Source organism: Actinoplanes sp. CA-051413 (assembly GCF_050955795.1).
Taxonomy (GTDB): Bacteria; Actinomycetota; Actinomycetes; order Mycobacteriales; family Micromonosporaceae; genus Actinoplanes.
The window spans coordinates 8,154,866-8,168,249 of sequence record NZ_CP192100.1; the positions used below are offsets into that span (position 1 = coordinate 8,154,866).

General features: G+C 71.1%; 14 protein-coding genes. 6 read left to right on the forward strand and 8 right to left on the reverse strand.

The window, feature by feature from the left end; all coding sequences use genetic code 11:
- Positions 1 to 55 precede the first annotated feature (55 nt).
- Genes ACQP2Y_RS38405 through ACQP2Y_RS38430 form a run of 6 tightly spaced genes read left to right on the forward strand, consistent with a single transcriptional unit; the run spans position 56 to position 4,960 of the window.
- On the forward strand, positions 56 to 1,279 hold the full coding sequence (locus ACQP2Y_RS38405; protein ID WP_433721239.1) for an NRAMP family divalent metal transporter: 1,224 nt from the start codon (positions 56 to 58) through the stop codon (positions 1,277 to 1,279).
- A gap of 15 nt (positions 1,280 to 1,294) precedes the next feature.
- The gene (locus tag ACQP2Y_RS38410) at positions 1,295 to 2,056 is read left to right on the forward strand and encodes a LamB/YcsF family protein (RefSeq protein ID WP_433721240.1); all 762 of its coding nucleotides are present in this window, start codon (positions 1,295 to 1,297) and stop codon (positions 2,054 to 2,056) included.
- Positions 2,053 to 2,820, forward strand: coding sequence for a putative hydro-lyase (locus ACQP2Y_RS38415; RefSeq protein ID WP_433721242.1), 768 nt, complete (start codon positions 2,053 to 2,055; stop codon positions 2,818 to 2,820). Before ACQP2Y_RS38410 ends, ACQP2Y_RS38415 begins: the two co-directional genes overlap by 4 nt.
- Entirely contained in the window at positions 2,817 to 3,434 is a 618-nt protein-coding gene (locus ACQP2Y_RS38420; RefSeq protein ID WP_433721244.1) for a 5-oxoprolinase subunit B family protein, read from the forward strand. The genes ACQP2Y_RS38415 and ACQP2Y_RS38420 overlap by 4 nt, the downstream gene beginning before the upstream one ends.
- Positions 3,431 to 4,285 (forward strand): biotin-dependent carboxyltransferase family protein, encoded by an 855-nt coding sequence (locus ACQP2Y_RS38425; RefSeq protein ID WP_433721246.1) that lies wholly within the window; start codon positions 3,431 to 3,433, stop codon positions 4,283 to 4,285. The genes ACQP2Y_RS38420 and ACQP2Y_RS38425 overlap by 4 nt, the downstream gene beginning before the upstream one ends.
- A gap of 33 nt (positions 4,286 to 4,318) precedes the next feature.
- Entirely contained in the window at positions 4,319 to 4,960 is a 642-nt protein-coding gene (locus ACQP2Y_RS38430) for a GntR family transcriptional regulator (protein ID WP_433721248.1), read from the forward strand.
- Positions 4,961 to 4,974: 14 nt separating this feature from the next.
- Here ACQP2Y_RS38430 and ACQP2Y_RS38435 read toward each other — a convergent pair whose 3' ends face one another.
- The 8 genes from ACQP2Y_RS38435 to ACQP2Y_RS38470 form a co-directional block, all read right to left on the reverse strand.
- Positions 4,975 to 5,709, reverse strand: a complete 735-nt coding sequence (locus tag ACQP2Y_RS38435) for an HAD family hydrolase (RefSeq protein ID WP_433721250.1) — start codon at positions 5,707 to 5,709, stop codon at positions 4,975 to 4,977.
- Between the two features lie 23 nt (positions 5,710 to 5,732).
- Complete coding sequence (locus ACQP2Y_RS38440; protein WP_433721252.1) at positions 5,733 to 6,494, reverse strand: ROK family protein; 762 nt, start codon at positions 6,492 to 6,494, stop codon at positions 5,733 to 5,735.
- Between the two features lie 35 nt (positions 6,495 to 6,529).
- Positions 6,530 to 7,441: a DNA-3-methyladenine glycosylase family protein gene (locus ACQP2Y_RS38445; protein WP_433721254.1), complete on the reverse strand. Its 912-nt coding sequence runs from the start codon at positions 7,439 to 7,441 to the stop codon at positions 6,530 to 6,532.
- A 368-nt stretch (positions 7,442 to 7,809) separates the two neighbouring features.
- Positions 7,810 to 9,069: a Pecanex-like protein 1 gene (locus ACQP2Y_RS38450; protein WP_433721256.1), complete on the reverse strand. Its 1,260-nt coding sequence runs from the start codon at positions 9,067 to 9,069 to the stop codon at positions 7,810 to 7,812.
- 102 nt (positions 9,070 to 9,171) lie between these two features.
- The gene (locus ACQP2Y_RS38455) at positions 9,172 to 9,960 is read right to left on the reverse strand and encodes a DUF4142 domain-containing protein (RefSeq protein ID WP_433721258.1); all 789 of its coding nucleotides are present in this window, start codon (positions 9,958 to 9,960) and stop codon (positions 9,172 to 9,174) included.
- Positions 9,961 to 10,169: 209 nt separating this feature from the next.
- Positions 10,170 to 10,856: a COG4315 family predicted lipoprotein gene (locus ACQP2Y_RS38460; protein ID WP_433721260.1), complete on the reverse strand. Its 687-nt coding sequence runs from the start codon at positions 10,854 to 10,856 to the stop codon at positions 10,170 to 10,172.
- A gap of 303 nt (positions 10,857 to 11,159) precedes the next feature.
- Positions 11,160 to 11,933 (reverse strand): anti-sigma factor family protein, encoded by a 774-nt coding sequence (locus ACQP2Y_RS38465; RefSeq protein ID WP_433721262.1) that lies wholly within the window; start codon positions 11,931 to 11,933, stop codon positions 11,160 to 11,162.
- Complete coding sequence (locus tag ACQP2Y_RS38470) at positions 11,930 to 12,607, reverse strand: sigma-70 family RNA polymerase sigma factor (RefSeq protein WP_212987627.1); 678 nt, start codon at positions 12,605 to 12,607, stop codon at positions 11,930 to 11,932. The genes ACQP2Y_RS38465 and ACQP2Y_RS38470 overlap by 4 nt, the downstream gene beginning before the upstream one ends.
- Between the last annotated feature and the right edge of the window lie 777 nt (positions 12,608 to 13,384).

The following is a 13,384-nucleotide window of genomic DNA, read 5'->3' on the forward strand; positions in this document are numbered from 1 at the left end:
CAATCCCTACCGTCAGGGGTGCCTCCATCGAACTACCCCGATCCGAGGAGCGCCCATGACCACGCAGACGCCCACTCCCGCCCGCACCCGCCGGACCGCCCTGATCGGCGCCATCTTCCTGATGGCGACCAGCGCGATCGGGCCCGGATTCATCACCCAGACCACCACTTTCACGGCGGCCCTGGGCGCCGCGTTCGCGTTCGGCATCCTGATGTCGATCCTGGTGGACTTCGTCGTCCAGATGAACATCTGGCGGATCATCTCGGTCAGCGGCAAGCGGGCGCACGAGCTCGCCAACGCCGTCGTGCCGGGCGCCGGCCATCTGCTCGCGGCGCTGGTCATCCTCGGCGGACTTGTCTTCAACATCGGCAACGTGGCCGGCTCGGGACTCGGCCTTAACGCCGCCCTGGGCCTGGACCCGAAGCTCGGCGGCCTGATCAGTGCGCTGATCGCGATCTCCATCTTCCTGGTCAAGCGGGCCGGGATGGCGATGGACCGGCTGCTCATCGGGCTCGGCGTCCTGATGATCGTGCTGACCGTGTACGTCGCGATCGTCTCGGACCCACCGGTCGGCGAGGCGTTGCGCCAGACGGTCCTGCCCGAGGAGATCGACTTCGCCGCGATCACCACGATCATCGGCGGTACGGTCGGCGGCTACATCACCTACTCCGGCGCGCACCGGCTGCTGGACAGCGGCACCACCGGCCCCGAGCACGCCCGCGAGGTCACCCGGGGCGCCCTGACCGGCATCGCCGTCACCGGCCTCATGCGCTTCGTGCTCTTCCTGGCAATCCTCGGCGTGGTCAGCAGTGGCGTCGTGCTCAACACCAAGGGCAACGCGACCGCGCAGGCCTTCGAGTCGGCGGCCGGCGAGTTCGGGCTGCGGGCGTTCGGCGTGATCCTCTGGGCGGCGGCCATCACCTCGGTGGTCGGCGCGGCGTTCACCTCGGTGTCGTTCTTCGACGCCTTCTCCAAGCGCTTCAGCGAGCCGCGCCCCCGGTCCTGGGCGACGGTCGCGTTCATCGCCGTCACCACGACCATCTTCCTGCTGATCGGTACGGCGCCGTCGGCCCTGCTGGTCTTCGCCGGCGGGTTCAACGGGCTGATCCTGCCGATCGGGTTCACCATCCTGCTGTACGCCGCCTGGCGCCGGCGCGAACTGCTGCGGGGGTACGCGTACCCGATGTGGCTGCTCGTCCTCGGCGCGGTGGTCGCGGCACTGACCTGGTACATGGGCATCACCTCGGCCCGCTCGATCTTCGAATACCTCGCCGGCTGACCTGGAGGAGAAACAATGGATCTCAACAGCGACCTCGGCGAGGGCTTCGGCACCTGGCAGCTCGGCGACGACAACGCCATGCTCGACGTGGTCAGCAGCGCCAACATCGCCTGCGGCTTCCACGCCGGCGACCCGCGGACCCTGATGGCCACCTGCGAACGGGCCGTCTCCAAGGGCGTCGTGATCGGCGCCCAGGTCGGCTACCGGGACCTCGCGGGCTTCGGCCGGCGCTTCATCGACTACGACAGCGCCGACCTGACCGCGGACGTGATCTACCAGCTCGGCGCGCTGGACGGGCTGGCCCGGGCGGCCGGCGACCGGGTGCTCTACGTCAAGCCGCACGGCGCGCTCTACAACTCGATCGTGCACCACGAGCAGCAGGCCGCCGCCGTGGTCGAGGCCGTCCGCCGGTACGACCCGGACCTGCCCGTGCTCGGCCTGCCCGGCTCGGTCTTCCTGCACCGGGCCGAGGAGGCCGGGCTGACCACCGTCCGCGAGGCCTTCGCCGACCGCGGGTACAACCCCGACGGAACGCTGGTCCCGCGGCGCGAGCCCGGCGCGTTGCTGCACGACCCGGCCGAGGTCGCCGAACGGATGCTGCGGCTGGTCACGGACCGGACCCTGGTCGCGGTGGACGGCTCGGTGGTCAAGGTGGAGGCCGACTCGATCTGCGTACACGGTGACTCCCCGGGCGCGGTGGCGATGGCCCGGGCGGTCCACGACGCCCTCTCCGACGCCGGAGTGACGATCACCGCGTTCGCCGGGACCGGCTCGTGAAGCCGGCCGCCGACCTGCGGGCCACGTTCCGGGCCGGGCTGATCCGCCCGACCGCCGGACTGGCCCCCGGCGTGGCCCAGGCCAACCTGATCGCCGTGCCCCGCGACTGGGCCTGGGACATGCTGCTGTACGCCCAGCGCAACCCCAAGCCGTGCCCGGTGCTGGACGTCAGCGACCCGGGCTCACCGGCCACCGTGCTGGCCGAGGGCGCCGACCTGCGCACCGACCTGCCGCTGTACCGGATCTGGCGGGACGGCCGGCTCGTCGAGGAGGTGCCGGACGCCACCGCCGCGTGGCGCGACGACCTGGTGGCGTTCCTGATCGGGTGCAGCTTCAGCTTCGAGGCGTCACTGATCGCCGCCGGCATCGACGTGCGGCACATCTCCACGGGCCGCAACGTGCCGATGTTCCGTACCTCCCGGAACTGCCGACCGGCCGGGCGGATGCGCGGTGAGCTCGTCGTCTCGATGCGGCCCATCCCCGCGGAGCGGGTGGCCGAGGCCGTCACGATCAGCGCGCGCTTCCCGGCCGTGCACGGCGCCCCGGTGCACATCGGTGACCCGGCCGGGCTCGGTATCACCGACCTGGACCGGCCCGACTTCGGCGAGCCGGTGGAGATCCGCCCGGGCGAGGTCCCGGTGTTCTGGGCCTGCGGCGTGACCCCGCAGGCAGCCGTGATGGCATCCCAGGTGCCGTACGCGATCACCCACGCGCCCGGCCACATGTTCGTGACCGACGTCCCCGACACGGAATATGAGCGATGACGAGTTTTCTCCGCTGCGGCCGCGAGGCGCTGCTGGCCGAGGTCGACGACCTCGACGCGGCCCTGGCCCTCTACGCCGCGCTGCGGTCGGCCGCCCTGCCCGGGGTGGTCGATCTGGTGCCCGCCGCCCGCACAGTGCTGATCAAGATCGATCCGGCGGTCACCTCGCCGGCGGCCGTGCAGGAGGCCACCGCCGGCCTGCGCATCGACGCCCAGCGCGAGGCCGGGAGCGGCACTGTGGAGATTCCGGTGCGCTACGACGGCCCCGACCTCGCCGAGGTGGCCGAACGCACCGGTCTCAGCCCCGACGAGGTGGTCGAGCTGCACACCGGTTCGCGGTGGACGGTGGCCTTCGCCGGCTTCGTCCCCGGCTTCGGCTACCTCACCGGCGGCGACCCCCGGCTCGACGTACCCCGGCGCGACTCGCCCCGCACCCGGATCCCGGCCGGCTCGGTCGGGCTGGCGGGCCGCTTCTCGGGCGTCTACCCCAGCGACAGCCCGGGCGGCTGGCAACTGATCGGCAGCACCACGGAACGCATGTGGGACCTGGACCGGCCCGAGCCGGCCCTGCTGGTCCCCGGCGTCGAAGTGATCTTCAAGGCGGTGGACCGATGACCATGACCATCCTGCGCACCGGACCGCTGACGGTGATCAAGGACGAGGGCCGGCCCGGGCACGCCGGGCAGGGGGTGGCGCCCTCCGGGGCGGTGGACCGCGGCGCGTACGCCCGGGCGAACGCGCTGGTCGGCAACCCGCGCGGGGCTGCGGTGCTGGAGTGCACTCTGGGCGGCCTGCGGGTCCGCTTCGACGAACCGGCGACGGTCGCGCTGACAGGTACGGACGCGGTGCTCACTGTGGACGGTACGCGGACGGCGGTCGAGGAGGTCGTCAGCGTCCCGGCCGGGGCCGAGGTGGCGGTGACCATGCCGCGGCGGGGGCTGCGTAGCTATCTTGCCGTTCGCGGTGGTCTGGCCGTGCCTGCGGTGCTGGGCTCGCGCTCCACCGACCGGCTCGCGGGGATCGGCCCCGCCAAACCGGCAGTCGGCGACACCCTGCCCATCGGCCCAGCTCCCACGGCACCGTCATCCGTCGACGTGCCACCCCAAGCGGGAGACCCGGACGCACCGCTTGAGGTTGACCTCGGGCCGCGGGACGACTGGTTCACCGCCGCGGCGATCGAGACTCTGCTCAGCGCGGAGTTCACCGTCTCCCCCAGCAGCGACTCCGTCGGCCTCCGCCTGGACGGACCCGTGCTGGCCCGCGCCCGCACCGACGAGCTACCCAGCGAAGGCGTGGTCCGCGGCTCGGTTCAGGTGCCACCGGACGGGCACCCGATCGTCTTCCAGGCCGACCACCCGGTGACCGGCGGCTATCCGGTCATCGCCGTGCTCACCCCGGCCGCCGCCGACCGCGCCGCGCAGGCCCGCCCGGGCGCCCGGCTGCGGTTCGTGGTCGCGCCCGCGTGACGGGCCGGCTCCGGCGGCTGGTTGACTGACCCGGTGACGACGGTGGAGAAGCCCGGCTCCGCGGCCAGGGCGGTGGAGCAGCTGCGCAGTTCGATGATCAACGGCGAGCTGGCGCCGGGCACCCGGCTCTCCGAGTCCTCGCTGACCGGTCCGCTGGGCGTCTCCCGCAACACGCTGCGGGAGGCTTTCTCGACGCTGGTCGAGGAGGGGCTGCTGGTCCGCCGGCCGCACCGGGGTGTCTTCGTGGCCACCCTGAGCTCGGCGCAGATCGCGGACATCTACCGGGTGCGGGTCCTGCTGGAATGCTCGGCGCTGGAGCAGGCCCCGACCGATCCGCCCCGCGCCGCCGGGATGCGGGCCGCGGTCGACGAGGCCCAGCGCGGGGTCGCGGCCGGTGACTGGCGCGCGGTCGGCACGGCGAACATGCACTTCCACGAGCAGATCGTGGCGCTGACCGGCAGCCCGCGGCTCGATGGCTGGATGCGCCAGCTGACCGCCGAGCTGCGGCTGGCCTTCGCCGCGGCGCCGAACATCGAGGCGCTGCACCGGCCGTTCGTCGCGATGAACGACGAGATCGCCGCCCGCTACGAGGCCGGCCAGGCCCGCGAGGCGGCGGCGATGCTCCGCGACTACCTGCTCACCTCGGAACGCGTGGTCCTGGGCCACTTGCCCTGAGCCGGCCGGCTGTCTCAGCGCACCGGCAGCAGGTCACGCAGGCCGAAGCCGTCCTCGACCACGGCGTCCGGCTCCGGGAAGGCAGCCGGGTCCTCACGGTCGGTGCGTGACGACCGCATCAGGATGGCCGCCGCGACGTCGGCCCGCCGGGCGCACACGACGTCACGCTGGCGGCTGTCCCCGACGAACCAGCACTTCTCCGCGCGTACCCCGAGGTCGCGCGCGGCGCGCCAGATCATCTCCGGGTTCGGCTTACGGACGCCGGCCTCGTCGCTGTAGATCTGCACGCCGAAGAGACCGCCGATGCCGGCCTTGGTGAGGAAGTCACGGTGCGCGGCCCCGCACAGTGTGTTGCTGACGACGGCCATCGGCAGCTCCGCGGCGCGGGCCGCCCGCAACGCCTCCGGGATGCCGGGGCGCAGGGCCCACGTCGAACGCCAGGCCCAGTCGTAGCTGAGCTTCGTGGCGTGCAGGCGTACGGCGTCCTGAGCCCGCCGCGGCCACTCCCCGGTGACAAAGCGCTGCCAGACCTCGGCGTGCCCGAGCTCATCGGGATGGTCCTCGTCCCGCCACCGCGCGTACGCGTGATGCCCGGCGGTCAGCGACCGGTTGATCTCCCCGGGTGTCAGCGTCCCGTCGGTCACGTTGTAGAGCCGCAGCACCAGCTCGGGTGGCGCCGGATCCTGTGGCGGGGCGTCGGCGAGCACACCACCGAAGTCGAGAAGCAGGGCGGCCGGGACGCTCAGCATGCCTCCAACCTATCGAGGCGAACCTATCGGCCGCCGTCCGCCCGCAGCGTCCACGCGCGGACCCCGCCGACGATGCCGGCGGTGTTGGGCACCACCACGACGTCGTCGCCCATCCGGGCCAGCTGGGTCGGCGTGATCAGCCGCGAGTTGCCGCCGCCCAGGTAGATGCGGTCCCAGAGGAAGACCGGGCGCAGCCCCTCGACCACGTTGCGGACCCGCCGCGACCAGAGCGCGTCACCGAGCCGGCGCCGCTCGTGTTCCCCGATGTATGTGTCGTAACTCATCCCCCACCGCACCGGCGCCTGCGACATCTCCAGGTGCGGGGCGAGCTGGCCGCCGTCGAACAGCGCGCAGCCCAGCCCGGTGCCCAGGGTCAGGATCAGCTCGCAGCCGGTGCCGGCGACCACCCCGGCGCCGTGCACCTCGGCGTCGTTGAGCACCAAGGTGGGCAGCCCGAACGCCTCGGCCAGCGCGGTCCGCGCGTCGAAGCCGTACCAGGCGTCGACCAGCTCCGGGTCCACCTTCGTCCGGGGGCCGCTGCGGGTCACGTAGTGCGGCGTCGCGACCACCACCCCGTGGCGCAGCATGCCCGGCATCCCGACGGTCACCCGGTCCGCGGTCGGCAGCCGTTCGCCGAGCTCGACCAGCGTCTTGACGAACAGGTCGGGGGGCAGCGGATACGGCGTCGGGACACGCAACGGCTGGGCGCGCATCGTGCCGGCCTCGTCGAGCACCGACCCCTTGATGCCACCGCCGCCGCAGTCGATCGTCAACGTGAAAGCCACGCCCCAGTGTGCAACGTGCGTCCGGCGGATGACAGTCAGAACCTCGCGAACGATCGGATGGGCATCCGCGGGCCGAATTTGGGGGCACTGATCCCGCCGGCGGCCAGCAGGTCGCACACCCGCCCGCGGTGCCCGGCGTACGGCTCCAGCAGCTCCAGCATCCGGGCGTCGGTGCCGCGGGCCTCGCCGGCCAGCGCCCAGGCGACCGTGTTGGGGATGTGGAAGTCGCCGACGCTCACCGCGTCCGCGTCGCCGTACGTGGTGCGGACCACCTCGGCGGCTGTCCACGGGCCGATGCCCGGGATCGCGGTGAGCCGGCGGGTGGCCTCGGCGCTGTCGGCGCACTGCTCCAGCCGGGCGGCGACCACGGCCGCCCGCTGCAGGGCCTGGGTGCGGCGCTGCTCGACGCCGAAGGGATGGAAGACCCAGTACGGCGTAGTGGCGACGGCCTGCGGGTCGGGCGGCAGCAGCAGGCCGGCCGGTCCCGGCGCCGGCTCGCCGAAGTGCTTCACGATCGCCCGGTACGCCCGGTGCGCCTCGATGCCGGTCACCTTCTGCTCCAGAATCGCCCGGAGCAGCCGGTGGAAGACCTGGCCGGTGGCGGGGAAGCGTACCCCGGAAAAGGTCTTGGCCAGCCGCGCGACCACCGGGTGCGCGACCGCCCGGGCCGCGAAGTCGCCGAGGTCGTCGCGCAGGCCGGCGATCGCGTCCGCGCGATCGACCAGCCAGGCCGCGCCGGGCCCGTGCCCGGTCGCGGTGAGCTCCGCGCCGGCGCGGGCGAGATGCAGAGAGCCAGGACCCTCGGGGGTACGCGCGGAGAGCCAGAAATCGCGGTCGTCGAACGTGCCGCACGGGTCGTAGCGGACGACGAGCAGGGATCGCACCGTACGGGTGAAGTGGTAGCCGTCCGGCAGCTGCAGCCGGCGCGTCGTCGTCACCCGGGACACTGTGCCACCATCTGGCCGCCCGGGCCACCTTCCGGGCACCGGGTCACTTCCTGCCGCCCGGCCGGCCCGTTCCCGGCTGCGGACATGCCGATGGCCCTGACCGCGCTCCTGGTCAGGGCCATCGGTGCGGGTTGGCGGACACCCGAGTCGGTCCGCGTCACCCGGTAGCGGAGCTGCGTAGCTCGGCTCGAGCGGTCCCGCGCCTCCTTTCGTCAGCCGATTCCTTACCCGAACCGCCTGCCGCAGGTCTTGCCGTCCTCAGGGGGGTGGACGGCGGCCGGTCCCGACGGGGGGTCCCTCGCGGGGCGGCGACACCTGAAGGTGGCGCGCCCCGCGGGGTTCGGTCCCGGTGCGGCAGGGCTCCGTACTCAGTTCTGGTTCTGGCCGTTCTGGTTCTGGTCGTTGTTGTTGCCACCCTGCTGGCCACCCTGGTCCTGCTGACCGCCCTGCTGACCGCCCTGCTGGCCACCCTGGTTCTGGTCGCCGCCCTGGTTCTGGTCACCCTGGCCCTGGTCGCCCTGGTCCTGGTTACCGCCGCCGCCGACCCGGATGCGCACCGCGTCGAAGGCGGGGGTCTGGTTGGCGCGCTGCATCATCGGGATGCGGTGCGAACCGTCACCGGCCCACGAGGCGCACTGTGCATCGCCCTCGGCAGGCAGCCCGGCGACCTGGATGGTCACGGTGTCGGGGGCGCGGCCACCCTGCTTGTCCTCGGTCGCCACGAAGAACGCGGGGACCGGCGCCGGGTCGGGAGCCTCGTTGGTGCTGGCCAGCATGCGGCAGGCGGTGTGGAAGTGACCCCGGACGATGCCGTCCTGCAGGACCGAGCTCTCCACGTAGTAACCACCCTGGCCGGCCGCGAGGAAGCGGTCCCGGATCAGGTTGCGGGTGCTCACCTTGAGGGTGAACGGCGTGTTCGGGGCGACCTCGGTGGGCGCCTCGGTGATCAGCAGCGACGGGTTGTTCTCCTGCGCGCCGACCTCACCGAACTCGGTGGAGACACAACGGTTGCCGTTCTGGAAGCCGTCGTGCGCGGTCAGCTGGCTGCCGTCGCAGCTGTTGGCCAGAATGCCCAGACCAGCGCCCGGAGGCGGGGTCGCGGCGCCGCCGCCGTTGTTGCCACCGTTGTTGTTGCCACCGTTGTTACCGCCGGTGTTGCCACCGTTGTTGCCGCCACCGGTGTTGCCGCCCTCGCCGGCGTTGGTGCCGTTGCTGGCCGAGGGGGCCGGGGACGCGGCGCCACCGTTGTTGTTGCCGCCGTTGTTGTTGCCGCCGCCGCTGTTGTTGCCGGCGTTCTGCATGACCCACTGCCGGCAGCGGGCGCGCATCTGCGCGGTCGTCGGCACGTCGCCGGCGCCGTCGTCCGCGTGCTGGGTCACCTTGCCACCGTTGGTGGTGTAGGTGCCCTTCTTGGTCTTGGTCGACAACTTCGACGACTTCGGGGCCTGGATGTTGTTACAGGCGGCCAGAGCACGCTGGGTGGAACGCTTCGTGCTCGCGTCCGAGACCTGCGTGACGGTGACAATGCCGCCGAAGGCAACCAGGGTGGCTACCGCGGCGATGATCCGGCGCCGACCGGTGAACCACTTTGATTTCGAGGATTCGCGCCGGTACTGCGACCTTCGCATGGTGACACCTTTCTCTGTCGCACACGTGGCGGGCGGTGGAGCAGCCGCCTGGGGGTGATGCCGTACGGCCTGGTCGGCTGGCCAGGTCGGACCGTCCGCGGGCTATCGCGTCCGGAAGATGCGCATGGTGGTGATCACACCGGCCACGAGGGCACCGGCGAGAACGAGGAGGATGACCGAGGTGTTCACGCCCGGTACACCGCCGGCGCCCGCCGCGGCGAGCATCTGGTTGTCGACCGGCACCGGGCCACCACCGGCCGCGGCCGGGGCCGGGGCGGTCGGCAGCGAGCCGTAATCGACGATGCCGCTGCTTTCCAGCAGGGTCATGTGGGTCATCACGAACTGGTTCGCCTGCTGCGCGAGCTTGCGCACCGAGTCGTTGCGGGTGCTGGCCCGGATCGTCGCGATGGCCGGGAAGATCTTGCCGTGCGCGGCCCGCAGCCGGTCGATGTAGATCTGGTCGAAGGTCGCGGCCGACGATGCGTTCTTCATCTCGTTCAGCCAGCCCTGCTGGTCACTGTTCGGCTGGTTCGGCAGCGCGATGCCCAGCTTCTTGGCGACCGCGATGTCGAGCTTGTCCAGCACCACGTGCTGCTGCGAGATCGACTTGCCGATGTTGACGACGCGGGGGTCCTCGGACTTCTCCACGGCCATGTTGCCGGCCGGGATCTCCCACAGGCCGGCGAGCCGGACCTTGATGACGAAGTCCCGATCGGCGGCAGTGACGGCGCCGGCGCCCTTGTCGGTCAGGCCGGTGTTCGGCGGGACCGGCACGGGGCCGGGTTCCGCGGCGCGGGCCATCCCGGCCGGCGCCAGCAGGACCGTCAGGACCATTGCCAGGACGCCCACCAGCCAGCGGTGCAGCCGGCGCGAGGAGCGGGCGGCAATCATCTTTCACACCTCCGACAACGATTCGGGTAAACAATTCCGGTGGCCTGTCGGCCGATCGAGCGAAACGCTACGAGAAGCGTTTCCTGACGGGCCCGTCAATGCGATGTATTTAGGCCCGATTTAACGAAGACTTATAGCGGTTCCGGTCTTTCGTGGTGGTAGCCGGCCGACGCCGTGGACGTCGACCGGCCGCCACCCGTACAGGTCGATCAGTAGCTGTAGTCGGAGCCTGACTCGGCGCTACCGGCGTCACCGGACGAGTCGCTGCCGCCCTCTTCCTCTTCGTCCGCGGGCGGTGCGACAGCCTTGGACGGGGCCGGGAGACAGGTCAGGTTCTTCTTGCCGTCGGGAGTGATGACGAACCACTTCTTGCCGACGTTCTGGCCCTTCCACTGACCGGCCTTCTTGTCACCGATGTAGGTGTACACCGGCCACTTCTCGATGGTCAGCTGGAGCGTGCCGTCCTCGCGGGTGACGGTGCCGACCTTGTCCGCGTCGACGCCCTTCAGCTTGGGCTTCTCACCCTTGTTGATGACCGCGGGCGGCCACACCTTGGCGCAGTCACCGTTGCACTCGGAGACGACCTCGGGCTTCACCTTGTCGTCGTCGAAGCGGTACAGCACGAAGCCGTCCTCGTTCTGGACCGTCTCGCCCATCCGCTTGACCTTGGCCGCGTTCAGCTCGGAGGTGACCTCGTCCTCGCTGAGCTCCGGGGCGTCGGCCTCGTCACCCTCGGGGGCGTCACCGTCCGGCTCCGCGGTGGGATTCGGGGTGGCGGTCGCGTCGACCGCGTTCGCCGCCGGCTCCGCGCCGTAGTCGCTGGCGTTGTCCAGTCCCGCCGGGGCGCAACCGGTCAGCACGAACGCCGCCGCGATAGAGGCGCCGACGACCTTCAACTTCCGCTTCTCCGGTACCACTGGTGCCCTCCAACTGGGATCGTCGATCTCCGTGTTCGGGCTGTAGTACGCGCCGGCGCCGCCGGCGGTTGAAGAATCGGGCCAATCAATTTCTCTGAATTTGGATTGAACCGAACGCCGGCGCGGTACGTGATTGAGTGGCCCATCTGCGCCTTTGTCGCACAGCGTGCCGGGCCGATTAGCAATCAGTAATTGCCCATTCATTTGCGCTGGGCCTTCGCCGGCGCAGAAACAGCGAAGCCCGGCCGCTGACGCGGCCGGGCTTCGTAGTTCTGTCTCAGATCAGGGAACGCGAACCAGCGTCTCGGTGCCGCCCTTGTCGTCCACCGACTGGATCTGCAGGAAGGCGATGTCCGCCCGCGGCAGCGCCGTGACGGCCTGCAGCAGCAGCGGCTCGGGCTGCGCGGCCGTGCCCCAGCCCTTGTCGCCGACCTTCCAGGACGACAGGACCTCCGAGGCGCCGTCCCGGCGGACCACGACGAGCCGGCAGGTCAGCGGACCCTTGATGTTGGAGACCGCGAACGACACCTGGGTGCCCCAGTCCTTGGCCTCCAGGCCCACGTCGGCGCTGACGCCGCTGCGCGGATCCGTGCCGCCGATCCGCTCGCCCACCAGGTCCGGCCCGCCGATACCGGTGCCGCCCTCGGCGGCCGGCAGCGGATCGAGCTGCTTGCTCGACCGGGCCTGCTGCGGGTTCTGCGGGTCGGAGTTGCCGAGCCACTGACCACCGGCGAAGAGCGCGCCGATGGAGAGCATCGCGAAGACCACGACCGCCGCGGCCAGCGAGTAGAGCCGCCGGCTGTTGGCCCGGCGACGTTCCCGCTTCACCTCACCGATCATCGTCTTGAGCATCAGGCCGTCCCGGCGCGACTGCTCGGTCGCCACCAGGGCGTCCGCGTCCACGTCCGAGAGGATGTCCACGACCGGCAGCAGCGACTCGAGCTCGATGGCGCAGGCCGGGCAGTCGATCAGGTGATCCTCGAAGCGGGAGGCGTCACGCTCGTCGAGCACGCCCAGCGCGTACGACGCGACGTCGAAGTGTTGTTCCTGTGTCATTCCGTCACCCCCCGCTGCTGCAAGGCCGTACGCAGGGCCCGCAGGGCGTAGTACACACGAGACTTGGCAGTGCCCAGCGGCAGGCCGAGAACCTCGGCCGCCTCCGGAACAGTCTTGCCGCGGAAGTACGTCTCGACCAGGATCTCACGGTGCGACTGGCTGAGCGTACGGAGCGCGTCGGTCACGGTCATGAGCTGCAACACGCGGTCGGTGTCGTCGGCGGTGCTGGGAAAACTCTCCAGCTCCCGGTCGTACGTCTCCGGTGGCCGGGCGCTCACGCTGCGGTGATCGTCGATGGCGATGCGCCGGGCGACGGTGACCAGCCACGGACGCAACGACTGCTGACCCTGGGCACCGAGCCGGTGCGCGTTGCGCCAGGCCCGCAGGAGCGTCTCCTGCACGATGTCCTCGGCCCGCTGCCGGTCGCCGCCGGTGAGCCGCAGCACGAACATCAGCAGGGGACCCGCGTGCTCCTCGTAGAGCATGCGGACAAGCGTGTCCTCGTGGCTCGCCGTCTCCGACGCAGCCCCGTGCCGGGCCTGTCGTGGAATCACGGCATCATCATTGTCCGCACCACGGCCTCCGTCGAGAGCCTGCCACCTACCACCGGACCGCTGCTGCGTCATCGCGCACACCCTGTCCGGCGTGAGCCGCTCCATGACCAACGCATGCATCGAATCCTCCAGCCGGTGCTTTCCCCGTCGCCTGTCATACGGCTCGGAACACCGGCCGGGATCAAAGCGAACGGGAAAATTTCCGGAAGCCCGAGGGGCCGGCCGGCAGCGAGGCGCAGTTGCAAGAGATTCCTCCGGGTCCAAGCCGCGAGGGGGCGCGACTTTCATGCATAGACACCGATATGTACTCGGGGGCACGCGAATAATACTCAGCAAGCCGGTGGGGACGACAGACGCGGAGTCCGCTATCGCCTTGCCGGGAGTGGTCTTGGTCGCGGCGGGTGCGGTTGCCCTCACCGACTGTTGGCATTTGGCCAAGAGGGTGGGCGGGGGTGGGGTCTGGTGCGGACGGCGCGGGGCCGCGTGGCCAGCGGAAACCGACCGGTCCGCCACGGTGGGGGCGCGAACGGTCAGCGGTCTATGCGTCCCGGAAAACTCACAAAGATTCCGAATCGCCCACCGGACTGGTCCGCGGCGTTCCCGAGCCTGGCCTACAGCCTGCCCGCAGCGGAGTGAGCGGCCTCGGCCATCCCGCCAGACCGGGCACTAACCGGCCCGCCGCCGGCCTGGGTAGCGAAGTGGGTGGTCCCGGCCATCCCGCCCGGTATGGCCCAACCGGCCCAGCGCCAGCCCCGGCAGCGAAGTGAGCGGTCCGGGCTGTCCCGCCCGGCCTGCCCCAGCCCCAGGCGACGGAAGTGGGCGGTTCTAACCATCCCGTCGGGCTCGGCCCCAACTGATCCACCGCCAGCCGGGCGGTCCGGCCATCCCGCCAGGCCC

Bases quoted from the DNA above. Each gene is read 5' to 3' on its own strand.
- ACQP2Y_RS38405 (WP_433721239.1), top strand. From the start codon at position 56: ATGACCACGCAGACGCCCACTCCCGCCCGCACCCGCCGGACCGCCCTG.
- ACQP2Y_RS38410 (WP_433721240.1), top strand. From the start codon at position 1,295: ATGGATCTCAACAGCGACCTCGGCGAGGGCTTCGGCACCTGGCAGCTC.
- ACQP2Y_RS38420 (WP_433721244.1), top strand. From the start codon at position 2,817: ATGACGAGTTTTCTCCGCTGCGGCCGCGAGGCGCTGCTGGCCGAGGTC.
- ACQP2Y_RS38425 (WP_433721246.1), top strand. From the start codon at position 3,431: ATGACCATGACCATCCTGCGCACCGGACCGCTGACGGTGATCAAGGAC.
- ACQP2Y_RS38435 (WP_433721250.1), bottom strand. From the start codon at position 5,709: ATGCTGAGCGTCCCGGCCGCCCTGCTTCTCGACTTCGGTGGTGTGCTC.
- ACQP2Y_RS38450 (WP_433721256.1), bottom strand. From the start codon at position 9,069: ATGCGAAGGTCGCAGTACCGGCGCGAATCCTCGAAATCAAAGTGGTTC.
- ACQP2Y_RS38455 (WP_433721258.1), bottom strand. From the start codon at position 9,960: ATGATTGCCGCCCGCTCCTCGCGCCGGCTGCACCGCTGGCTGGTGGGC.
- ACQP2Y_RS38465 (WP_433721262.1), bottom strand. From the start codon at position 11,933: ATGACACAGGAACAACACTTCGACGTCGCGTCGTACGCGCTGGGCGTG.
- ACQP2Y_RS38470 (WP_212987627.1), bottom strand. From the start codon at position 12,607: ATGCATGCGTTGGTCATGGAGCGGCTCACGCCGGACAGGGTGTGCGCG.